Source organism: Gaetbulibacter sp. M240 (assembly GCF_043876815.1).
GTDB lineage: Bacteria > Bacteroidota > Bacteroidia > Flavobacteriales > Flavobacteriaceae > Gaetbulibacter_A.
The window spans coordinates 654,132-674,490 of sequence record NZ_JBAWKA010000001.1 but is presented as its reverse complement, the minus strand read 5'-3'; the positions used below and the strand labels follow the sequence as shown (position 1 = coordinate 674,490).

Genomic DNA, 20,359 nt, shown 5'->3' with positions numbered 1-20,359 from the left:
GTAACAAGAACTCGTAGTTTTAATACTAACGAAAGATTAAAAAAATTTAAATTATGACATTCTCGCAGTGGTTTATATTCATCCTCATCATACAAGTCATACACGGACTTGGCACCTGGAAACTTTATCTTAAAGCTGGTCGTAAAGCCTGGGAAGCCTTTGTACCCTTGTACAATGGCATCATTCTATTGAAAATAATCAATCGCCCATGGTGGTGGATCTTTTTGTTGTTTTTACCCATCGTGAACCTTATAATGTTCATCATTGTTTGGGTTGAAACTGCCAGAAGCTTTGGTAAAAACACCTATCTGGACACTTTTTTAGCCATTGTTACCCTCGGTTTCTATAACTACTATCTCAATTATGTTGCGGATGTCAATTATATCGAAAACCGGAGTTTACAGCCTAAATCGTCATCCGGCGACTGGGTAAGTTCTATTTTATTCGCCATCGTAGCGGCAACCATAGTACATACTTATTTTATACAGCCATTCACAATTCCATCTTCATCTCTGGAAAAATCATTATTGGTTGGTGACTTCCTTTTTGTGAGTAAATTTAATTATGGTGCACGTGTACCGATGACCACCGTAGCAGCACCGATGGTGCATGATACAATCCCAGGCCTGGGTATTAAATCCTACCTTTTTAGCGACGATTACGACAACAGAAAAACAGCCTGGCAAAATAAGTTTCAGTTACCTTACATGCGTCTTCCAGGTTTTCAAAGTATAAAGCGAAACGACATTGTGGTTTTTAATCAACCGGCAGATACACTGCTCGATATGAACCAGTTTCAACCGGATAGAAACTACTATAAGCCCATCGACAAAAAAACCAATCTGGTGAAACGCTGTGTTGGTACACCTGGCGATACCTTAGAGGTGCGAAATGGCTACGTTTATATTAATGGCGAAAAAAATAAATTACCGGGCACAGCTCAGTTACAGTTTAGTTATCTGGTACAACCAAAACAATACCGTTTTAACCCAAAAGTATTAAAGGACCGATATGATATTACAGACTATTTTGGGATTATGAATGCCCAAAACACGTATATTTTTTCAGCTATTTCGGATGAGGCTTACAACAATTTTAAGGATAACCCGAACGTCGGAAGTATTACCAAAAATATTCAAGAAGAAGGCGTATGGAATCCTGAAGTTTTTCCTCAGGACTCTACTTACGCATGGAACATCGATTTCTTCGGACCCCTATATATCCCGGAAAAGGGAAAAACGATAGACATCAATGCTAAAAACCTCCCTTTATATAAACGTGTGATCAGCGAATACGAAGGCAACTCCCTGAATGTTAAAGACGGACAGATCTACATCAACGGAGAACCTTCCAACACTTATACCTTCAAACAAAATTATTACTGGATGATGGGTGATAACCGCCATAATTCCATTGATGCGCGCCGTTGGGGTTTTGTACCTTTCGATCATGTGGTTGGGAAACCAATATTTGTTTGGATGAGTTGGGACGGTAAAAAGCCGCGTTGGGATCGTTTCTTTACAACCGTGAATGGCGACGAAAAACCAACCTCATATTTTATTCCGTTCTTGATAGCATTATTTGCCTATTTTGGGTATTCTAAATTCAGAAAGCGTAAGAAGAAGGCCTAATTAAGAATTACACACAGAATATCTAAATTAGTTATTCATGACAGTTTTACTGCATCCCACCTATTTCCCCAATGTAGCGGCTTTTTCGGCCTTGCTTCAGGCCGAAAAGGTGCTGTTTGAAATGCATGATAATTACGTGAAGCAAACCTACCGGAATCGCTGTTATATTTATGGGGCCAATGGCAAACTGAGTTTAAATATTCCTGTGGTCTTCAGTCAAAAATACCGTCAAAAATATAAAGACGTTCAAATTTTTAACGACGAGAACTGGCAGGCTCAACACTGGAAATCCCTGCTTTCAGCCTATCGGACTTCACCTTTTTTTGAATATTATGAAGACGACCTGCGGCCCTTATTCGAAAAGAAAGCCAGCTTTTTATTGGATTTTAACTTGAGGTGTTTTGAAGTTATTTGTGATTGCTTACAAATAGAGTTCCAACCAGAAGAAACAAAGGATTTTGACACCAAACCAAAACCATCAGTAGCAGATTTACGCCACTTTGTAAATGCAAAAAAAGAAATACCATTAGAATTTGAACCCTACACCCAGGTTTTTCAGGACAAACACGGTTTTTTATCCAACCTAAGCATTCTGGATGTGTTATGTAACGAAGGCCCCAATACCGTAAATTACCTCACCTCACAAACCTTAAAACCCTTGTAATGTTGCAAACACTGGCCCATTACGGAACACATATTTTCTTACCCTTAGTAGTCGCTTTGGTGTTCTACCCAAACCGGTGGAAAACAGCCTTTTTTATCATGCTTTCCTGCATATTAATCGATATCGACCATGTGTTAGCCACACCCATTTTCAATCCAAACCGCTGCAGCATCAACTACCACCCGCTCCACAGTTATTGGGCCATAGGCGTTTATTTCCTCATGCTAGTATTCAAAAAAACACGACTTCTCGGCATTGGTTTACTCATTCACATCATAGCCGATCTGGTCGATTGTAGTTTTATGTAATACTTAATATTTTCTATTTGGGCGTTACTTCGCTCGCCAAAAAGCGAGCTCGCCGGGCTTTCGGCAGTCGCGCTTTGCAAGGCGCTCCAACAATGCCTCAATCCCTAACGCGGGTTCTGGAATTTCAAAAATCTGTTGTTATTCACAAGGATCATAGTAACTGAAGAATCTATATACATCTGGATGGAGATTCCTTTTTGAACAGATTGCTTCACGCTGTTCGCAATGACGAAATGGAACGTCATTACGAGGAGCGCAGCGACGTGGTAACCTCATTAAAAGGATTTCTGTTTCAATTTTAAAGATTGCTTCGCTTTGCTCGCAATGACGGATCGAACCGCGTTAGGGATAGTAGCGAAAAGCCCACAGCGAGGTACGAGCGCGGACTTGTAGCGGATAGCCCGACCCTTGTGGTAACGCCCAAAAAAACTATTAAAAAAGTATGGTCATCATTCAGAAGAAACGCAGTGATGGTTTAACTTGTCATTCAGAAGGAACGCAGTGACTGAAGAATCTTCATTGATTAAACCAGAGATTCTTCGACTCCGAATATATTCGGAATGCTCTGAATGACAATCTAGACTAATCCTTTTTCAAACTCAGGGTCGCCGAAATAGGAAAATGATCAGAAAATTTCTGCGTGTAGTTTTTATAGCCATTCACGGCAAATGCCTTATCGGCCAGAATAAAATCGATACGCAGGGGAAAGTATTTTAGGGGGAAATAGTTAATGTAATAGGACTTCCCAAAACCGGATCCGGCCTCTTTAAATGTATCGTTAAGATCACCTTTAATTTTGCGGTATACATAAGAAAAGGCCGTATTATTAAAGTCGCCACAAATAATCATTTTATAATGGCATTGTGCCTTATGTTTTAAAAATAATTCCGTTTGATCCTGCTGCATTTTAAAGGTATTTCCAATACGCTTTATAAGGCGCTCGGAGTCTTCCTTTTTTAAACTGTCAACATCCGTATTAATGCGCAGGGATTGTAAATGCACATTATACACCCTGATCGTGTCCGGCCCTTTCACGACATCAATAAAAATAGCATTGTTACCGGTGTTAGGAAATTCTACCGAACCCTTATTGATAATTGGAAATTTTGAAAAAATGGCCTGACCGTATTTCGTGCGCTTCCCGGCTGTTTTCTCAAACTTATATTTAAAAAAAGATAAGTTTACACCATTACCGGGATGGTATTCCTGAACACTTAAAATATCAGGAGCTTCGGTTTCAACAAAATCAGCAATATTCGTCTCAATATGATCTTCCGGGATCCATTTGTACAAATTAAATAGGCGTACATTATAATTCATCACCTTAAAATTCCCGGGATCCTCAATAGCTTTTTCAGAGGAAAACTTATACAAAGTGCCGAACAATAAATAGCCTAATACTAAAACAGAAAACGACAAGAAAAACGTACGTTTCAGTTTGACCAACCAAAACAAGAAAAACAAGGCGTTAATGGTAATAAGTATAGAAACTCCTAGATTTAGAACAGATAATATCGAAAACGTTTTTGGGGGTAAATAGGGTAAAATAAAGGAAAGTAAAAGCAACAACGCAAAAAAAACGTTGACATAATAAATGAATTTATTTATGACACTACCTTTACCCATAAGACTATTTTCCCGCCTTAAATAAATATTCTTTTTCTGCTTCTGTTAAGCTATCATAACCACTTTTACTGATCTTATCTAAAATAACATCAATTTTTTTCTGATCCGGAAACTCCTTGAATTCGGATTTTGTATAGCCTCCTACCTTACTTTTTTTCTTGTGAACCGTTTTTAAAGGGCCTTTTTTTGAAAATTTAAAAAAGTCTACTATCTGATCCATAAAACGTCCAAATCCTGATCCAATATCCTTGCCTTGGGTTAATTTTTTAGCATAGATATAGCCTAAAATAGCCCCTCCTAAATGGGCTAGATTACCACCGGAATTCGCGCCAAAAACACCAATAACATCTAATATTATTACAGCTAAACCAATATACCATAACTTAATATTAAAGGTAAAGAAACGAAATTCTTGGTTGGGCATATAGGCACATAAAAAAATAAGTAGCGCTCTTACGGCTGCCGATGCACCTACAAGATAATTTCGGCCGAAGACTTCCGGAAATAAGGAATAACATAGCACAAATAAAACACCACCACTGATAGCCCCCAGAAAATAAACATTCAAGGCCATTTTCGCAGTGAACAGATTTAAGAACATCTGCCCAATAACATACAACCACAACATATTAAATAAAAGGTGAAGTGGCTCATAATGAAGAAAAGCATAGGTAACTATGGTCCATGGTTTTACAATAGCTTCCGAGAAATCACTTGGTAATTCAAACCAGGCCAAATACTCCCGAAGTAACAAACTCAGTAGAAAAATAATAACGTTAAAAACAATTATTTTTTCAAATACATTGAGTCGGGCATATTTGTACTTTATATCTTGTAAAAAAGAATTCATTAGTACCAGCGTTTATCGTTAAACTGATTTTTTTTCCAATACCACATAATAAGGAAACCAACTAAAGCACCACCCACGTGCGCGAAAAAGGCTGTATTACTCGGACTGAAAAATGACTGCCCCGTTAATCCGGAAACCAGATCTAAAATAATAATACCGGGGATAAAATATTTAGCCTTGATGGGAATCGGCAGGAATATTAACATGAGTCTGGCCTCAGGATTCATCATTCCAAAAGCAACTAAAATCCCCATTATACAACCGGAAGCTCCTACCATTAAAGCATTATAGATGGGATAAATTTGACGTAACTGATCTACTTGTATCTGAGATAAGTTACCTGTCGTTTGCCCGCTGGTAAGCATCTCTTTTATACTTTCAGTTGATAGCCCGGCATTCAATAAACTCTGATAATCCGGTAAGAACTGCCAATAATAATAGCCCGTTTGTAAAGCAACCGCACCCAATCCGGCGGAGAAATAGATGAATAAAAACCGTTTCGAACCCAACACCTGTTCTACTGGAGAACCAAACATCCAAAGCGCCAGCATGTTAAATGCAACGTGCATAAAACCACCATGCATAAACATATGGGTAATAATTTGCCAAAGTTCGAAGCTATTACTTTTAGGAAAATGCATGCCAAACAATTCGTAAAACATGTCGTTTCCTACGGTTATAGTTCCAACAAACACAATCACGTTAATGATTATTAAATGTTTAACCGTATCTGTAATCTGCATCATATCTATATAAATTTTTTATCCAGTTCATCAACACTCATGGTGATAAACGTAGGTTTATTTGACGGAGTAATATTGGGTTCTTTACATGCAAATAATTTGTTTACCAAATGCTCCTGTTCATCTTTTAGTAATGTCTGACCGGTTTTGATGGCTAAACTCTTAGCTATAGATTTGGCCAGAAGATCTACAGCACTAAAATGAGTATCGGGAACATCATTTTCAACATCGCGAAGTAAGGCCTCCAAAATAATGGATACTTCACTTTCAGACACCCCAACAGGCACACCACTAACGGCTACAGTTTCATCTTCCAAGGTATCAAAAATAAAACCGGCTGCTTCAAGATCCTCGCGCAATTCAGAGATCATCCCGATTTCCTGTTTGGAATAATGCATCGTTAACGGAAAAAGTAATTGCTGCGTAACAGCATCCTTGATCGTTATGTTTTTTAAATACTCTTCATATAAGATACGTTGATGAGCACGGTGTTGGTCTATCACTAGCATCCCCGATTTTATAGGACTCACAATGTATTTATTATGAAGTTGATACGTTGCTTGTTTGTTTTGGGTTTCCTGAGAATCATCAAAAATAGACGCCGCTTCATTATCGCTTTCAAAATGGACCTCACTAAAATTATCCAAAGACTTTGAACTTTTCGACTCCAAACCAACATACAAACTTTCCCATTGTTGGGCAGGTTGTTTGGTAAAACGTTCCCTCTGATGCTTTGCTTTTAACCCTGAATCTTGTCTGAAGGGATTATAATCGCGATCCACTTCAATATTCGGTGTATTGGCAGGTTTATTCTTTAAATGATACGGTGTTTGTAAATTTTCGTCTTGCTCGAAATCTAGGATTGGCGCAATATTAAACTGCCCCAAACTATGCTTCACAGCCGAGCGTAATAAAGCATAGATAGTATGCTCATCATCAAATTTAATTTCCGTCTTGGTTGGGTGGATATTGATATCTATGGTTTGAGGATCTACTTCCAGATATAAAAAATAGCTAGGGTGTGTCCCTTGCTTTAAAAGGCCGTCAAAAGCGGCTGCAATGGCATGGTTTAAATACGGACTTTTAATAAACCTATGGTTTACAAAAAAATACTGTTCGCCTCTGGTTTTCTTAGCAAACTCAGGTTTTCCCACAAAACCGGAGATATTCACTACTTCAGTTTCCTCAGCAACGGGAACCAGTTTTTCATTGGTTTTACTTCCAAAAATATTCACGATGCGTTGGCGGTAATTACTCATCGGCAAATTAAAGGTTTCGCTGCCGTTATTATACATTGAAAAACTTAGATCGGGATGCGCCATCGCCACACGATGAAATTCATCAATAATATGACGTAATTCTACGGTATTCGACTTTAAGAAATTTCGCCTCGCCGGAATATTAAAAAACAGATTTTTAACCGATACCGAAGTCCCTTTTGGTGTTACCACCACCTCCTGAGAACTTACGGCACTACCTTCAATAACCAAAGCAGTACCCACCTCATCATTGGCCTGTTTTGTTTTAAGTTCCACATGCGCAATGGCCGCGATACTTGCGAGAGCCTCTCCGCGAAAACCTTTAGTATGTAATTGAAATAGATCGTCAGCCGAGCGTATTTTAGAAGTCGCATGCCGCTCAAAACTCAAACGTGCGTCTGTGGGACTCATCCCATTGCCATCATCGATCACCTGAATCAAGGTTTTTCCCGCGTCCTTTAAAATAAGTTTAATAGTTTTAGCTTCAGCGTCAATGGCATTTTCCATTAACTCCTTAACTACTGACGCCGGGCGTTGTACAACTTCTCCTGCAGCAATTTGGTTAGCAACATGGTCTGGTAAAAGCTGAATAACGTCTGACATATATTTATTTAGAAAAGAAAATAGATAAATCGAAATCGATTATGAATAAAAAAACTAAAACGAGAATACCAATGATAATAAGAACACGACGATCGGCCTCGCGGTTCGGATTTGTTTTGTAATCATTCCAGGCTTGCTTGAACTTATTTTTAAACCCTTTCTGACTTCCAACCGTTTGTCTAAAGTCGTCGAACTTATGTTTCATTTCAAACGGACTGCCCTCCTGCCCTTTATTATCATAATAACGTGGGTTGTAGTTAAATCGTTTGTTCTTTCTTGTGCTAAATATTCCCATAATGTTGTTTTTATTGAATGTATTTACGTTCTAATACATACATACAAATCAATAATAATACCAAAACAATCAGCAAGGTTCGCATGGATATTATAGGTCTTGACTTTCGCTTGCCACGACGTGCTTCACGCCACTCCCTCAAAAATTCTTTGCTACCTTGCGCTTCATTATCAGATGATGTTTCCTCATTTTCATTTGAAAATCGAGGATTATAATTAAAGCGTTTGGGTTTGCGTTGTCTGAACATGATGGTGCTCTGGTTACCTTTCAAAAGTACTTAAAATTAGGCAGAAACTGAAAGGAGGATCGATCAAAAATTGTTAACAGTCGAAGGTACTGAAAATCTGCTCCTAGCCGTTACAAAATAGAAACGCGTAACGGTTAATTTTAACGCTAATTTATTTCAAAATATTTGTTCCTAGCTGTTCTTGCGGAGTTCCGCCATTTTAATAGCAGCAATAGCGGCTTCGGTACCTTTGTTTCCGTGCTTTCCGCCAGAGCGGTCCTGAGCCTGCTGTAAGGTGTTATCAGTAAGAACGCAGAAAACAACTGGTGTTTCACCCTGTACATTCAAGTCCTTTATACCCTGGGCCACGGCTTCACAAACAAAATCAAAATGTTTGGTTTCCCCTTGAATAACACTACCAATAGCGATAATGGCGTTAAGCATGCGGTCCTGCATCTTTTTACAACCATATATTAATTCGAAACTTCCGGGAACATCCCAGCGAATGATATTGGTAGGCAATACACCGTTTTCAATTAAGGCATCGTAAGCACCTTGATAGAGGCTCTCGGTAATAGAATCATTCCACTCAGAAACAACAATCCCAAACCGAAATTTTCTCGCGTCTGGGATTGTTGTTTTATCGTATTGTGATAAATTTTTATTTACCGTAGCCATGTATTTTAAAATTATTTATTGGCAAGTACCTGAGCCTTTCCTATGAACACCTCAATAGAACCGGCTTCCGTTGATTTAGGATATTCTTCCTTAATTCGCTTGAAATATTTTAGAGCTTTTTTTGCCTGTCCTAATTCCATAGCCGTTGTTCCTGCCTTGAACAAATACATAGGCGTTGTATATTCGTTATCACGCATATTAGAGGCCTCTTCATAGTAGCTTAAAGCGTCTTCCGGCTGATTCAACTGGATAAAAGCATCACCTATATTACCTTTCGCCAAGGGCGCCAAGATCTCATCATCACTTTCAAAATTGCTTAAATAGGTTACCGCATTTTGATAATCCTTCATTTTCAAATAGGCTGTACCGGCATAATAGTTAGCCAAATTACCGGCATCGGTACCACCATACTGATCAATAATATCCAGCATACCAAATTTTCCTTCACCACCGGTTAAAGCCAAATTATACAATGAGTCATTATCAGCACCATTGATCGCCTCATTAAAATATTTCTGTGCCTGGAACATATCATTCATTGCAGTAACTTGCTTCGGTTTAGCAACAAGCTCTTTGTAAGCCAAGGAACCCAAAACCACTACAGCAACAAGGCCTATAATGATGAAAATGTACTTTTGGTTTTTCTGTACAAATTCCTCAGTCTTTGAAGCCGTTTCATCAAGGGTATTAAATACACCTGCCGTAGTCGATTGTTCTTCAATGGCGGTTTGCTTATCCTCTTTGGTTTGAGGTTTGTGACCTCTCTTTTTATACGTAGCCATGCTATATGTCTTATGCTTGTTTATTGTGGCGCAAAAATATAATTTTTCTTCTGAACTAAAAGGGTATTTATTTGATATTTTTCAATAATTTGCATATCCTTTTCGACCCGGTAACACCAAAACAATACGAATAAGTTATTTTCTTTATGATTTTAAAATCCCTTTCATTACTTAATTACAAAAATTTTGATAGTAAAGATTTTCGTTTTAATGCCAAGATCAATTGTGTCGTAGGAAATAACGGTATCGGAAAAACCAATGTACTGGATGCTATTTATCACCTATCTTTTGGTAAAAGTTATTTTAATCCTATAGCAACACAAAATATCAGGCATGGTGAGGATTTTTTTGTGGTTCAAGGCGATTATGAAAAAGAGGCTACCGAAGAAAAGATCATTGTCAGCCTGAAAAAAGGTCAAAAAAAAGTAATAAAACGTAACGGGAAACCCTACGAAAAATTTAGTGAACATATTGGGTTCTTACCTCTGGTGATCATTTCTCCGGCCGACCGTGACCTTATTATAGAAGGTAGCGATACCCGACGAAAATTTATAGACAGCGTTATTTCGCAGGGCGATAAAAATTACCTTAACAGTCTTATTAAATATAATAAAGTACTCGCACAGCGTAATGCACTGTTAAAATATTTTGCGCTAAATCACACTTATAATGTAGACACTTTAGAAGTTTACAACGCCCAGCTTAACGATTACGGCCAAGTAATTTTTGATAAGCGAGATGCTTTTTTAAAAACTTTTATCCCTATTTTCAAATCGCGTTATGAAGCTATAAGTAATGGGAATGAATCAGTGTCATTAACCTACAAAAGCGATCTGTTCGATGACGATCTTAAAACCCTTTTAGAAAATAATATTAGTAAAGATCGTAGTTTACAATATACCAGCGTTGGTATTCATAAGGATGATCTGATGTTCGATATCGCAGATCATCCCATTAAAAAATTTGGTAGTCAGGGTCAGCAAAAATCCTTTTTAATCGCCTTAAAACTTGCGCAATTCGATTTTATAAAGACCCAGAGTGGAGTAAATCCTATTTTGCTTCTCGACGATATTTTTGATAAATTAGATGAAAATAGGGTCGCTCAAATCATCAAACTGGTAGACGATGAAAATTTTGGACAACTATTTATCAGCGATACGCATCCGGACCGAACAGAAAATGCCGTAAAACAAGTACATCAATCCTACGAAATATTTAACCTGTAAACCATGGCAAAACGTAATAACGAACATTTAAGCATCAGCGACGTTCTCAAAGAATTCGTGGAGACTAACAATTTGGAAAAAGGCCTTGACAAGATCCATGTTGCCGATGCCTGGAGCGACCTTATGGGTAATGGTGTAAACAATTATACCACCGAGATTATTTTAAAAAGCGACACCCTCTACGTAAAACTCAGTTCCAGCGTATTGAGAGAAGAATTAAGTTACGGAAAACAAAAAATAATCGACATGTTAAACGAGTCCCTGGGCAAACCCTTAATTAAAAAACTGATTTTAAGATAATTGAATCTCAAAAATTATTTGAAATAATCCCGGTAAAAAAAACAACTTACAAGTATTTAATGTACCTTTGTGTCTAATTTATTATAATACAAATACAATGAGTAAAGGTACAGTAAAGTTCTTCAATGATTCTAAAGGATTTGGATTTATCGTTGAAGAAGACAACAACAAAGAACATTTCGTACACATTTCGGGATTAATCGATGAAATTCGTCAAGGCGACAATGTTGAATTTGATTTGCAAGAAGGAAGAAAAGGATTAAACGCAGTAAACGTAAAAGTAATCTAATAAAATATACTTTCACACTTACAACAAAACAAAAAAAGGGAACCAAATTGGTTCCCTTTTTTTATATCATATCGTATCTTATTTATTTGGGCGTTACGCTCTTTCGGCCTTCGGGCTTTGCGCACTACACAGTAGTTCGCTTCAATCCCTACCTACCGGCAGGCAGGCCTAACGCGACCAGGGAGTTTTAAAACATCTCCCGACCTGAGAAATGAAAAGCACCTTCAATAGCAGCATTTTCATCGCTATCGCTACCATGAATGGCATTTTCACCAATCGATTTTGCATAAAGTTTTCTAATGGTTCCTTCAGCAGCATCCTCAGGATTAGTAGCACCAATCAAGGTTCTGAAATCTTCAACGGCGTTATCTTTTTCTAAAATAGCTGCCACAATCGGGCCACTGGTCATATATTCAACGAGCTCTCCAAAGAATGGACGCTCCTTATGCACCCCGTAAAAAGTTTTTGCATCTCCAGTAGTCATTTGTGTTAATTTCATTGCCACAATTCTAAACCCTGAAGCCGCTATTTTTTCTAAAATAGCACCTATGTGTCCGTTCTCAACTGCATCAGGCTTAATCATGGTAAATGTTCTATTTGTTGCCATTATGGTATTTTTAAAATTTTTGGCAAAAGTACAGTTTTTTAAAGGAATCCCTAGTATAAGCTTAAAAAAGTTTAACGCAAACAAATGCTTCCCATCTAACGCCTAACAGTTCTTTTAAAACAAATGAATAAAACCCTTTAAAAGTACGATTTTCTATTTTACCTGTATTTTATTAAATTGTATCTTCGCTATCTATGACGAAACAAGATTTTACCGATATAAAAAAACTGTTAACTACAGAAAAAAATATTGTAATAGTTACCCATAAAAATCCGGATGGCGACGCCATTGGTTCCAGCCTTGGGTTATACCACTTCCTGAAAACCTATCATCAACATGTACTGGTTATTGTGCCCAACGATTATCCCTCTTTTTTAAAATGGATGCCAGGTCACGAACACATTTTAAAGCACGATACACAAACCGCTATTTGTGATTCTAAAATTGATAAAGCTGATATTATTTTCACTCTGGATTTTAATGCCTTCCACCGCACCGGACAAATGGAAAAACCTCTGGAGAATAGCAAAGCGTTAAAAGTCATGATAGATCATCATCAGGAACCGGATTCCTATGCCAAGTACACGTATAGCGATGTCCGGATGAGTTCCACTTCCGAAATGATTTATCATTTTATGGACCACCTTGATGCTTTGGATCATATCACTCCGGAAATTGCAACCTGTTTATATACAGGGATCATGACTGATACCGGTTCATTCAGGTTTTCCTCAACAACAAGTTTAACACATCAGGTTATCGCGCACCTCATTGAAGCCGGAGCACAAAACAGCGATATTCACAATCATGTTTTCGACTCGAACAGCTATAACCGTCTGCAATTATTAGGTTGTGCTCTTAACAATTTAAAAGTTATCCCGGAATCCCGGGCGGCCTATATCACGCTTTCGCAAGAAGAGCTTAACAAATATAATTTCAAAAAAGGCGATACTGAAGGCATCGTGAACTATGGATTATCACTTGAAAACGTGGTCTTGGCGGCTATATTTATTGAAGACAAACAAGAGGGTATCGTTAAAATATCACTGCGCTCCGAAGGTCACTTTTCAGTTAATGACATGGCCCGTAAGCACTTTAATGGTGGGGGTCATATCAATGCAGCAGGCGGGAAAAGTCATTTATCCTTAAAAGATACAGTTGAAAAATTTATTAGTATATTGCCTGAGTATAATAAAGCCCTAAATAATGAATAAATTGATGATATTGCTCCTGGCTATAGCCCTGGGAAGCTGCAAATCGCACGAAGCAAGAAAACCTATCACTTCAAAATCAGGTTCCTTCATTGATGAGTCAATCGCACGTAATAAAGCACTCAACGAACGAGAATATGCGAGTATCGAAAAGATCATGGAAAAGGACGGTAATACGTACATAGCTTCTGAAAACGGATTTTGGTATTACTACAATACAAAATCCGAAGTAGATTCTTTAGCAACACCTGCTTTCGGGGATATAATCAACTATGACTATAATATAAAATCCCTGTCCGGACAATTGATCTATTCCAAAGATGATCTCAAAAATCAGGATTATATCATGGACAAGGAAGAGCTGTTTAGTGGCCTCCGTGAGGGTTTAAAACTTATGAAACCAGGTGAAACAGTAACTTTTATTTTTCCATCCCAAAAAGCTTATGGCTATTATGGTGATGAATATAAAATTGGACGCAATGAGCCTCTTATTTGCGAAGTTACCTTAAACGCTATAACACAAAACCAAACCAATTAATCATGGTATCAATTAAACCTGCACTTAGGGTTTTAGGGGTATTACTTGCTTTTAGTTTAAGTGCCTGTAAAGCGCAATATCCCGATTTAAATGATGGTCTTTATGCCGAATTTGTAACAAACAAAGGCACTATGTTAGCCGAGTTGTATTATAAAAAAGTACCTGCTACCGTAGCAAATTTCGTTTCGCTCGCTGAAGGTAATAACCCTTTAGCAGACAGTAGTTATCAAGGTAAAAAGTTTTACAACGGACTAATTTTTCATCGTGTCATCAAAGATTTTATGATTCAAAGTGGTGATCCCACAGGAACCGGAAGCGGCGATCCAGGCTATAAATTTAATGATGAATTTTCTCCGGATTTGAAACACGATAAAAAAGGCATTTTAGCCATGGCTAATTCCGGATACAATACCAATGGAAGTCAGTTTTATATCACCCACAAAGAAACACCCTGGCTCAATGCCTATGACGAAGACACGCTTCTAAAACCTTGTGAAAACAGCCGTGTAAGCTGTCATACTATTTTTGGAGAAATCATAAAAGGTTTAAGCGTTATCGATACCATTGAACAAGAAGATACTATTGAAGAACTTAATATCATCAGGAAAGGCAGTGATGCAAAGAATTTTGACGCACCACAAGTATTTAAGGATCAGTTAGCAAAGGCAGAGCGTCTTGAAAAAGAGAAGGCCGCAAAAGAAGCAGCTTTATTAAAGGCCAATAAGGAAAAATTCGAGAAACAAAAAGAAAATGCCATTGCTTTGCCTTCGGGTTTAAAATACTTGATAACAAAGCAAGGTGATGGACCTAAACTTAAAGAAACTTCTGATGTATTAGCCCATTATTCCCTGTATTTTGAAAATGGGAAACTATTGGAGACCAGTAGGCTCGAAACTGCTGAAAAGAATAAAATGGTAAATCCAAAACGTAAGGCACGTAATGGCTACCAACCTATTGAATGCGACTTGAGTCCTGATGCACAAATGATTGCCGGTTTTAAAGAAGGACTTAGACAATTAAGTGTAGGTGATAAAGCAACTTTATTTATCCCCTATCATTTGGCCTATGGAGAGTACGGAATGCAAGGTATTCCTGGTAAAACAAACTTAATTTTTGAGGTAGAAATTACGGAACTTCTAAACTAAAGTTACATAAAGACCTCTGCTTTTAATTATCTTTACCCTGAAAATTAATAATTATGCAGCTCTTAAAATTCGATTGGAATCCGCTAACGGGTATCGACATTGTTGGAAACTTCAAGCTCCACTTTTATAGTTTAATGTGGGTAGTAGCCTTTGTTTTAGGCTGGTACATTATGAAATACATTTATAAAAAAGAAAAGATATCTCTAGATTTTCTTGACCCTTTGTTTATGTATACGGTGCTATCTACCATGATTGGCGCCCGTTTAGGCCACGTCCTGTTTTATCAGTCAGAATTGATCTCACAAGATTTTTTTAGCATATTTTTACCTTTTAAATTCAAAGGTGGATTTGAATTCACGGGTTTTCAAGGCCTTGCCAGTCACGGAGCGGCCATCGGAATCATCATCGGCTTGTATTTATACCGCAAGAAATACAAATACAAATCTCTTTTGTGGATCTTGGACCGGGTTGTAATTTCGGTCGCCTCAGGCGCGGTATTTATACGTATCGGTAATTTTATTAACTCAGAGATTATTGGAAAAGTAACCCAATCTGACTTCGGTGTTCGCTTCATTCAGAATTATTATAATCGTTATGAGGCCGTTCGCCTCACAGGAATTCAAAACGTTCAAAAAGCCTATGACGCTATTGGAAAAAATCAAGAACTTTTAGAAAAGGTCCCCTACCGTCATCCGGCACAATTATACGAATCATTCAGCTATATCTTTGTTTTTCTCATTCTGTGGTATTTCTACTCGAAAACAGAAAAAAAGAATCAGAGGGGCTTCCTATTTGGACTGTTCTTAATCTTATTATGGACGATCAGATTCTTTGTAGAATTTGTAAAAGAACCTCAAGGAGATGAATACATTGATTGGTTTGGGTTAGATACGGGCCAATGGCTAAGTATTCCGTTCATTTTAATCGGTTTATACTTCATGTTCCAATACAAACCTAAACATACAGTAAAATAATTGAAAAGCTATGCTGGCTAAAAAAGCAATCCGTTCATCTTTAATACTATTAGGGGCTTTAAGTTTAAGTCTGAATATATCTTGTAAACATAAACCGAAAGTGGTTGAACAAACCAAAATCACGTTTAAAAAAGAAGGTTCATTAACCCTATTCACAAAAGACAGCTTGACTATTCATTTAAATATCGAAATTGCCGATACCGAATATGAAAGAGAAACGGGTATGATGTATCGTCCTACTATGAAAACTGATCGTGGCATGCTTTTTATTTTTGAAGATGAAGCACCTCGATCCTTCTACATGAAAAATACGGAAATACCATTGGATATTATCTTTTTAGATGCACAACAAAAAGTGGTAAGTATTCAAAAAAACGCCAAACCATTTAATCAAGGGTCACTACCATCAGAAGGACCAGCCAAATATGTTTTGGAAGTTAACGGTGGTTTAGCAGACAGCTGGAACCTTTCGAAGGGTGATTCTATTGCCTTCAAAAAAGAATAAAATTGTTCCTTCATCATAAAAAAAAGCCTGTCAACTCAGATGCTGACAGGCTTTTACGAACAATTTAGTTAGTCCAGTCCTTTATTTTTTATCTTCTTTTTCCTTTACAGAATCGTACATAATTGGTGTTGCAATAAACAACGATGAGTATGTACCTACGATGACACCCACAATTAAGGCGAACATAAACCCTCGAATGGAATCGCCACCAAAAATAAATATAGCCAATAATACGACTAAAGTAGTGAGTGAGGTGTTTAAGGTTCTACTCAAGGTACTGCTTAAAGACAGGTTTATAACCTTATTAAAAGGCCATTTACTGTGTTCGTTATAAAACTCACGAATCCTATCGAATACCACAACGGTATCGTTAAGAGAATAACCAATCACAGTCAGGATCGCAGCAATAAACGCCTGATCAATTTCCATGTTAAATGGCATAAACTTGTACGTAAGCGAGAATATTCCTAAAGTAATTAATACGTCATGGAATACGGCTGTCACAGCACCTAATGAGAATTGCCAACGTTTAAAACGTAATAAGATATATAAGAACACAACGATTAATGACCCAAAAACAGCCCAAATCGATTGTTGTTTAATATCATCGGCAATGGTTGGTGTTACTTTATCGTACTTTAAAAGTCCAACCGTTTTAGTATCTGAATCGCTAATAAAATCATCGTAAGTAACCCCTTCTAAATACGGCTGTAGGGCAGAAAACAATTCGCTTCTGATCTCCTCGTCAACCTCACTTCCGGCTTCATTTACTTTATACTTGGTCGTAATTTTCAATTGATTTGCTGTACCAAAAGTTTTTACCTCAGCACTACCAAAAACATCTACTAATTCCGCTTGAATTTCAGTTGGACTCACATCCTGTGCAAAACGAACCTGATAGGTTCTACCCCCAACAAAATCAACACCCTGATCTAGTCCGTTTGTAAATAATGATCCTAAACTAACAAGGATCATAGAACCTGAAACAATATAGGCTACCTTGCGCTTATTCAAGAAATTCACATTGATATTTTTGAAAAGATTTTTGGTTACAGCGGTAGTAAAGGTCAGGTTACCACCTTTATTAACGTACCAGTCAATTAATAATCTGGTTATAAAAATAGCTGTAAATAAGGATGTACCTATACCAATTAGTAAGGTTGTAGCGAATCCTTTAATAGGCCCGGAACCAAAAATGAAAAGGATTAATGCCGTAAGGCCGGTAGTAATGTTAGCATCTAAAATTGATGATAAGGCATTACTGAAACCATCGTTAACCGATTCACGCTGACCTTTACCTTTAATCAGCTCCTCCCTAATACGCTCATAGATAAGAACATTCGCATCCACGGACATACCTATTGTTAATACAATACCTGCAATGCCTGGAAGTGTAAGTACGGCGCCCAAGCCGGAAAGCACTCCAAAAATGAGTAGGATATTAAAAATCATGGCAATATCAGCGAAACCACCAGATTTGCCATAGTACATAATCATCCATAATAACACCAATACTAAAGCAATTAAGAATGACTTCGTACCACTGTCTATAGATTCCTGTCCTAAAGACGGTCCTACCACCTCACTTTGAATAATATCCGCTGAAGCCGGTAATTTACCTGCACGTAAAACGTTCGCTAAATCTATAGCTTCATTTAAAGAGAAATCACCTGAAATAGATGAGTTACCTCCGCTAATTGGACCATTGGTAACACCTGGTGCAGAATAAACAATATCATCTAGAACAATCGCGATATAGCCTTTATCATTATAGGCTTTCGTAGTCATTTCTTCCCAAATCTTTGCGCCTTTTGCATTCATCTGCATGGACACTTCCGGTTGATTAGTTTGACCAAATGCCTGACGGGCATCAACAATAACAGAACCACTTAATTCAGGAACGTCATCTCGATTCCCTACCAAGGCATACAAATTAATAAGCTCGCTATCACTTTGAGATTTCCCGAAAGCAAATTTAGTATAACGTTGCTCCGGAGCGAGCAAAGCACGGATTGGTGCCATGTTTAAATATCGTTTTACCTTTTCTTTATCCTTCTCATTAATCATAGCAATAGCTGAAGGATTTGGGGATTGAAACAATAAACTTGTTAATGGATTATTTTCAGGTTTAACCGTCGTTGAATCTGTAGCAGCTTCACCCAAGAGTTCATCAATAGTTGAATCCTGATCGGCATCCTCAATGTCCTGAGACTCTTCGGTCTTTTCATCACCCTGGTCTCCAACAATATCTTTTAAAGCCTCATTGGCTTGATTTAAGAAGGTATATAATGCTTGATTTTTATTAACTTCCCAGAATTCAAGCTGTGCTGTATTCTGTAATAAACGAATCGCACGTTCTTTATCCTTTACTCCAGGTAATTCAACAAGAATACGTCCAGAGGTTCCCAATCGCTGAATGGTGGGTTGGGTAACACCAAATTCATCAATACGTTTTCTTAATACTTCAAAAGCTGATACAATAGACTCGTCAACCTTTTGTTCAATAACTTGTTTTACCTCATCATCAGACATCGTTCCGTTTATTTCACCGTCTAATGCTTTGGTGTAAAAAATATCAGGTGATGCTAATTTCGTATCTCCTTTGATTTTATCAAAGGCGGCAAAAAAGTCTTCCAAATACGTGTTTTGACTATTTTTTTGGATCTCACTGGCATCATCCAACGCCTTATTGAATACAGGGTTTGTTGTGCGATTGGCTAAGGCTACTAAAATATCTTTTACAGAAATCTGAAGCGTAACACTAACCCCGCCTTTAAGGTCTAAACCTAAAGGCATGGCCTTTTCTTTAACCTGATTAAAGGTATATTTTGCGATTCCTATATTGAATACCGTATCGTTGGCAATCGAGTCTAAATACCGTGCCTCTTCTTGGCTGCGCTTTTCCCGATAATTAGTTTCTGAATCGGGGATTGAATTAATTGCTTGTTGTTCAGCATTATCTTCAATAGCATTCGTTTTGAAGGTGAATGACAATTGATAGATACTTACCAAACCAAACATAATAGCGAATAATTTTACTAATCCTTTGTTTTGCATTGTTATATCTTTTGAGTCAAATGTTTTTTTTAAAACGGGCAAATATAGAATTTACGCCACGATTTGACAAAATTTAAATGTAAATTAAAATGTTGTTTTTTATGGTGTTGACTAGATAGTTCTTTAAGGTCTGTTTAGAAGTTTATCAACACAAATACGCTGCTAAGGAGACCCTGATTTAAGTAAGGGGTCCGGCCCGAACCTGAGGTGTTTTTTGAGGCAAATGTTGCTGAAAAGTAGCAACATAAAAAGCTGGTTTAAGAGGCTTAATACCGTATGAGGTCATATTACAGGAACCATCGTAATATGTTCCATAGAATTTATTTTGTTCAAAATAAGAATCTGTTTTCAACTTTAAAACTGAAATAGAAACACCGTTCAGATCTGAATGATTAGGCCCCTTTTTTTGAATTTCAAAAATATCAAGCTTATAAGACAGCGTTTGATCCTTGACCGGAACATCAGAAGGTAACTGATTCTCGGAAGATGCGGCGATGTCAAAATCTAAATCTGGTTCATCAGAGAAGGTTTTTTTAATAACATCAACATCTTTATCACTGTAATAACAGATCCTTAGAATACCATTTTTCTGATCTTTTAAACGAATATTGCTAACACCTAGAAGCTTTAATTGAGCCTTGATATTATCGATCGTTATACGGGCATCATCTGAATAAATAGCGTCATTATGAAATTGAAGTACAATTTCCTGATTGGGTACTTCATTTTTGTGTTGAGACAACACACCAATAAAGGCCAACAATACAATTAAAATGTAGCTTTTTAAACGCATGGGCCAAATATAAAAAATAAAGACTGTATTTCTACAGTCTTTAGTTAAA

22 protein-coding genes are annotated in these 20,359 nt (G+C 37.4%); 11 read left to right on the top strand and 11 right to left on the bottom strand.

Annotated features, from left to right (window positions below; translation table 11 throughout):
• Window positions 1-53 precede the first annotated feature (53 nt).
• The 3 genes from lepB to V8G61_RS02945 are packed head-to-tail and all read left to right on the top strand — an operon-like array spanning window position 54 to window position 2,603.
• Entirely contained in the window at window positions 54-1,631 is a 1,578-nt protein-coding gene (gene lepB / locus V8G61_RS02955; RefSeq protein WP_394873937.1) for a signal peptidase I, read from the top strand.
• A gap of 37 nt (window positions 1,632-1,668) precedes the next feature.
• Window positions 1,669-2,295: a WbqC family protein gene (locus V8G61_RS02950; protein WP_394873936.1), complete on the top strand. Its 627-nt coding sequence runs from the start codon at window positions 1,669-1,671 to the stop codon at window positions 2,293-2,295.
• A complete protein-coding gene (locus V8G61_RS02945; protein ID WP_394873935.1) occupies window positions 2,295-2,603 on the top strand; it encodes a DUF6122 family protein in 309 nt (102 codons plus the stop codon). The genes V8G61_RS02950 and V8G61_RS02945 overlap by 1 nt, the downstream gene beginning before the upstream one ends.
• Window positions 2,604-3,185: 582 nt before the next feature.
• Here V8G61_RS02945 and V8G61_RS02940 read toward each other — a convergent pair.
• The 8 genes from V8G61_RS02940 to V8G61_RS02905 all read right to left on the bottom strand — a co-directional run bounded on the left by V8G61_RS02940 (window position 3,186) and on the right by V8G61_RS02905 (window position 9,665).
• A complete protein-coding gene (locus tag V8G61_RS02940; RefSeq protein WP_394873934.1) occupies window positions 3,186-4,229 on the bottom strand; it encodes an endonuclease/exonuclease/phosphatase family protein in 1,044 nt (347 codons plus the stop codon).
• Window positions 4,230-4,233: 4 nt separating this feature from the next.
• Complete coding sequence (locus V8G61_RS02935; RefSeq protein WP_394873933.1) at window positions 4,234-5,079, bottom strand: rhomboid family intramembrane serine protease; 846 nt, start codon at window positions 5,077-5,079, stop codon at window positions 4,234-4,236.
• A complete protein-coding gene (locus tag V8G61_RS02930; RefSeq protein ID WP_394873932.1) occupies window positions 5,079-5,825 on the bottom strand; it encodes a rhomboid family intramembrane serine protease in 747 nt (248 codons plus the stop codon). Before V8G61_RS02930 ends, V8G61_RS02935 begins: the two co-directional genes overlap by 1 nt.
• Window positions 5,826-5,827: 2 nt before the next feature.
• Entirely contained in the window at window positions 5,828-7,684 is a 1,857-nt protein-coding gene (gene mutL / locus V8G61_RS02925) for a DNA mismatch repair endonuclease MutL (RefSeq protein WP_394873931.1), read from the bottom strand.
• Between the two features lie 4 nt (window positions 7,685-7,688).
• A complete protein-coding gene (locus tag V8G61_RS02920; RefSeq protein ID WP_394873930.1) occupies window positions 7,689-7,979 on the bottom strand; it encodes a riboflavin synthase subunit beta in 291 nt (96 codons plus the stop codon).
• Between the two features lie 10 nt (window positions 7,980-7,989).
• Window positions 7,990-8,226: a hypothetical protein gene (locus V8G61_RS02915; protein WP_394873929.1), complete on the bottom strand. Its 237-nt coding sequence runs from the start codon at window positions 8,224-8,226 to the stop codon at window positions 7,990-7,992.
• A 171-nt stretch (window positions 8,227-8,397) separates the two neighbouring features.
• A complete protein-coding gene (gene ribH / locus V8G61_RS02910; RefSeq protein WP_394873928.1) occupies window positions 8,398-8,883 on the bottom strand; it encodes a 6,7-dimethyl-8-ribityllumazine synthase in 486 nt (161 codons plus the stop codon).
• Window positions 8,884-8,894: 11 nt separating this feature from the next.
• Complete coding sequence (locus tag V8G61_RS02905; protein WP_394873927.1) at window positions 8,895-9,665, bottom strand: tol-pal system YbgF family protein; 771 nt, start codon at window positions 9,663-9,665, stop codon at window positions 8,895-8,897.
• 146 nt (window positions 9,666-9,811) lie between these two features.
• Here V8G61_RS02905 and recF point away from each other — a divergent pair, with 146 nt between their 5' ends.
• From recF to V8G61_RS02890, 3 genes are all read left to right on the top strand, one after another.
• Window positions 9,812-10,891 (top strand): DNA replication/repair protein RecF, encoded by a 1,080-nt coding sequence (gene recF / locus V8G61_RS02900; RefSeq protein ID WP_394873926.1) that lies wholly within the window; start codon window positions 9,812-9,814, stop codon window positions 10,889-10,891.
• Window positions 10,892-10,894: 3 nt separating this feature from the next.
• Window positions 10,895-11,191 (top strand): DUF721 domain-containing protein, encoded by a 297-nt coding sequence (locus tag V8G61_RS02895; RefSeq protein WP_394873925.1) that lies wholly within the window; start codon window positions 10,895-10,897, stop codon window positions 11,189-11,191.
• 97 nt (window positions 11,192-11,288) lie between these two features.
• Window positions 11,289-11,480 carry a cold-shock protein gene (locus V8G61_RS02890; RefSeq protein ID WP_394873924.1) on the top strand — a complete coding sequence of 64 codons (192 nt, stop codon included), beginning with the start codon at window positions 11,289-11,291 and terminating at the stop codon, window positions 11,478-11,480.
• A 187-nt stretch (window positions 11,481-11,667) separates the two neighbouring features.
• On the opposite strand, the gene V8G61_RS02885 is transcribed toward V8G61_RS02890, so the two are convergent.
• Window positions 11,668-12,087: a nucleoside-diphosphate kinase gene (locus V8G61_RS02885; protein ID WP_394873923.1), complete on the bottom strand. Its 420-nt coding sequence runs from the start codon at window positions 12,085-12,087 to the stop codon at window positions 11,668-11,670.
• A 194-nt stretch (window positions 12,088-12,281) separates the two neighbouring features.
• Here V8G61_RS02885 and V8G61_RS02880 point away from each other — a divergent pair, with 194 nt between their 5' ends.
• From V8G61_RS02880 to V8G61_RS02860, 5 genes are read left to right on the top strand one after another with little or no spacing between them, the layout of a single operon-like run.
• A complete protein-coding gene (locus V8G61_RS02880; RefSeq protein WP_394873922.1) occupies window positions 12,282-13,301 on the top strand; it encodes a bifunctional oligoribonuclease/PAP phosphatase NrnA in 1,020 nt (339 codons plus the stop codon).
• Complete coding sequence (gene gldI, locus V8G61_RS02875; RefSeq protein ID WP_394873921.1) at window positions 13,294-13,836, top strand: gliding motility-associated peptidyl-prolyl isomerase GldI; 543 nt, start codon at window positions 13,294-13,296, stop codon at window positions 13,834-13,836. Before V8G61_RS02880 ends, gldI begins: the two co-directional genes overlap by 8 nt.
• Before the next feature lie 2 nt (window positions 13,837-13,838).
• Window positions 13,839-14,981, top strand: a complete 1,143-nt coding sequence (locus V8G61_RS02870; RefSeq protein WP_394873920.1) for a peptidylprolyl isomerase — start codon at window positions 13,839-13,841, stop codon at window positions 14,979-14,981.
• Between the two features lie 53 nt (window positions 14,982-15,034).
• Window positions 15,035-15,955 (top strand): prolipoprotein diacylglyceryl transferase, encoded by a 921-nt coding sequence (gene lgt, locus V8G61_RS02865; protein WP_394873919.1) that lies wholly within the window; start codon window positions 15,035-15,037, stop codon window positions 15,953-15,955.
• Between the two features lie 10 nt (window positions 15,956-15,965).
• On the top strand, window positions 15,966-16,460 hold the full coding sequence (locus V8G61_RS02860) for a DUF192 domain-containing protein (protein WP_394873918.1): 495 nt from the start codon (window positions 15,966-15,968) through the stop codon (window positions 16,458-16,460).
• A gap of 81 nt (window positions 16,461-16,541) precedes the next feature.
• Here V8G61_RS02860 and secDF read toward each other — a convergent pair whose 3' ends face one another.
• Both secDF and V8G61_RS02850 read right to left on the bottom strand, forming a co-directional pair.
• A complete protein-coding gene (gene secDF / locus V8G61_RS02855) occupies window positions 16,542-19,517 on the bottom strand; it encodes a protein translocase subunit SecDF (protein ID WP_394873917.1) in 2,976 nt (991 codons plus the stop codon).
• A 178-nt stretch (window positions 19,518-19,695) separates the two neighbouring features.
• Window positions 19,696-20,310, bottom strand: a complete 615-nt coding sequence (locus V8G61_RS02850) for a hypothetical protein (protein WP_394873916.1) — start codon at window positions 20,308-20,310, stop codon at window positions 19,696-19,698.
• Window positions 20,311-20,359 lie beyond the last annotated feature (49 nt).

What these genes read in the sequence shown, in the direction of transcription:
- lepB (WP_394873937.1), top strand. Translation starts at nt 54, where the DNA reads ATGACATTCTCGCAGTGGTTTATATTCATCCTCATCATACAAGTCATA.
- V8G61_RS02950 (WP_394873936.1), top strand. Translation starts at nt 1,669, where the DNA reads ATGACAGTTTTACTGCATCCCACCTATTTCCCCAATGTAGCGGCTTTT.
- V8G61_RS02945 (WP_394873935.1), top strand. Translation starts at nt 2,295, where the DNA reads ATGTTGCAAACACTGGCCCATTACGGAACACATATTTTCTTACCCTTA.
- V8G61_RS02940 (WP_394873934.1), bottom strand. Translation starts at nt 4,229, where the DNA reads ATGGGTAAAGGTAGTGTCATAAATAAATTCATTTATTATGTCAACGTT.
- V8G61_RS02935 (WP_394873933.1), bottom strand. Translation starts at nt 5,079, where the DNA reads ATGAATTCTTTTTTACAAGATATAAAGTACAAATATGCCCGACTCAAT.
- V8G61_RS02930 (WP_394873932.1), bottom strand. Translation starts at nt 5,825, where the DNA reads ATGATGCAGATTACAGATACGGTTAAACATTTAATAATCATTAACGTG.
- mutL (WP_394873931.1), bottom strand. Translation starts at nt 7,684, where the DNA reads ATGTCAGACGTTATTCAGCTTTTACCAGACCATGTTGCTAACCAAATT.
- V8G61_RS02920 (WP_394873930.1), bottom strand. Translation starts at nt 7,979, where the DNA reads ATGGGAATATTTAGCACAAGAAAGAACAAACGATTTAACTACAACCCA.
- V8G61_RS02915 (WP_394873929.1), bottom strand. Translation starts at nt 8,226, where the DNA reads ATGTTCAGACAACGCAAACCCAAACGCTTTAATTATAATCCTCGATTT.
- ribH (WP_394873928.1), bottom strand. Translation starts at nt 8,883, where the DNA reads ATGGCTACGGTAAATAAAAATTTATCACAATACGATAAAACAACAATC.
- V8G61_RS02905 (WP_394873927.1), bottom strand. Translation starts at nt 9,665, where the DNA reads ATGGCTACGTATAAAAAGAGAGGTCACAAACCTCAAACCAAAGAGGAT.
- recF (WP_394873926.1), top strand. Translation starts at nt 9,812, where the DNA reads ATGATTTTAAAATCCCTTTCATTACTTAATTACAAAAATTTTGATAGT.
- V8G61_RS02895 (WP_394873925.1), top strand. Translation starts at nt 10,895, where the DNA reads ATGGCAAAACGTAATAACGAACATTTAAGCATCAGCGACGTTCTCAAA.
- V8G61_RS02890 (WP_394873924.1), top strand. Translation starts at nt 11,289, where the DNA reads ATGAGTAAAGGTACAGTAAAGTTCTTCAATGATTCTAAAGGATTTGGA.
- V8G61_RS02885 (WP_394873923.1), bottom strand. Translation starts at nt 12,087, where the DNA reads ATGGCAACAAATAGAACATTTACCATGATTAAGCCTGATGCAGTTGAG.
- V8G61_RS02880 (WP_394873922.1), top strand. Translation starts at nt 12,282, where the DNA reads ATGACGAAACAAGATTTTACCGATATAAAAAAACTGTTAACTACAGAA.
- gldI (WP_394873921.1), top strand. Translation starts at nt 13,294, where the DNA reads ATGAATAAATTGATGATATTGCTCCTGGCTATAGCCCTGGGAAGCTGC.
- V8G61_RS02870 (WP_394873920.1), top strand. Translation starts at nt 13,839, where the DNA reads ATGGTATCAATTAAACCTGCACTTAGGGTTTTAGGGGTATTACTTGCT.
- lgt (WP_394873919.1), top strand. Translation starts at nt 15,035, where the DNA reads ATGCAGCTCTTAAAATTCGATTGGAATCCGCTAACGGGTATCGACATT.
- V8G61_RS02860 (WP_394873918.1), top strand. Translation starts at nt 15,966, where the DNA reads ATGCTGGCTAAAAAAGCAATCCGTTCATCTTTAATACTATTAGGGGCT.
- secDF (WP_394873917.1), bottom strand. Translation starts at nt 19,517, where the DNA reads ATGCAAAACAAAGGATTAGTAAAATTATTCGCTATTATGTTTGGTTTG.
- V8G61_RS02850 (WP_394873916.1), bottom strand. Translation starts at nt 20,310, where the DNA reads ATGCGTTTAAAAAGCTACATTTTAATTGTATTGTTGGCCTTTATTGGT.